1 protein-coding gene is annotated in these 1243 nt (G+C 36.3%); it reads left to right on the top strand.

The features are described from left to right. Positions 1-1243 (top strand): acyltransferase family protein (locus ACK8OT_RS19195; RefSeq protein ID WP_410198119.1); only part of this gene is annotated, 1243 nt, incomplete at both ends.

The following is a 1243-nucleotide window of genomic DNA, read 5'->3' as shown; positions in this document are numbered from 1 at the left end:
ATTATCCTGATATGGCTTTCTATTTACTGCCATCAAGAGCGTGGGAATTGCTACTAGGCGGTTTAGCTACCTTCTATAATCGTGAGAGGCTGTCCGTTGCAATTGAAGGTAGTTTAGAGAAGCTTATTTATAAAACACTCCCATTATTAGGTTTATTTCTAATAGCCCATAGTATGTTGTTTGTAGGGCATGAAGTTAAACACCCTTCGTTTTTAACCTTAGTTCCAGTGATTGGTACATGCTTATTTTTGATGTTCTCACATAGGGGGGAGGCATCAAATGATCTATTATCAATTAAACCATTTGTTTACATTGGTTTAGTGTCTTACTCACTGTACTTATGGCATCAACCTGTTTTTGTATTTTTTAGGTTCATAAAACATGATTACTTTCGATATGAGCAGTTCGTATTATTAGTCATAATTTCGCTGCTATTAGCTGTTTTGACATATATCTTTGTAGAAAGCGTATATCGAAAAAAAGGACTTAACCGATACGTACTTTCACTGCCTTTTATTACTGTTTTATCGTTAGGATTTTTAGTCAATCAAACAATTAAATATGAGGGGTTTCCTGAACGCTTAACTGGAAATATCAAAGAAGCATATGATATGTACAAGCACATAGAGTTCCGACGCCTAGAACAACCAGATAGGATTGGTGATAGTTACAGAGGTCAAACCCAAACAAGGAGTCAATGTAACTTTAGGAGCGTTGAAACAGCCTGTCGATTTGGAGATGAATCTTGGATTACTCTGGGAGATAGTTTTGTTGGTCAATATGATTACGTTTTGCATGAGATAACCCAAAATAAGAACGAAGGTATGATTTCTTTGGCTTATGAGCAATGCCCATTTGTTTCACCTTCTATATGGTTCGGTAATGTACCTGAATGCTCAATAGTAAATGAACGCAGACTCAAGCTAATTGCTAATTTTGACAGTGCTAAGAAGTTTATAGTTGCAGCAAGCTATAATCAGTTCTTTGTCCCTAAAGCTAGAACCCAAAACCCTCTAGAAGATGGTCAGAAAAATTTTATGGGTGGCAATGTGTTAAAAACAGATGTGGCTTGGAAGTCTTACGCTGAAAATATTAATAAATTATTAAATTTGGGACATGAAGTTTATGTGGTATATCCAATGCCCGACCCAGGCACAGATGTAAAGAAAGCAGTTTTCCAACAGCTAACGACTTCTATGTCTAAGTATAAGGATATGTGGTCTCTCAATGGAAATGCTTACAG

Source organism: Motilimonas thetidivivens, assembly GCF_046452435.1.
Lineage (GTDB): Bacteria > Pseudomonadota > Gammaproteobacteria > Enterobacterales > CBDFNC01 > Motilimonas.
Note: the sequence above shows the minus strand (reverse complement) of the source record. Positions and strands in the feature narration are given on the sequence as shown.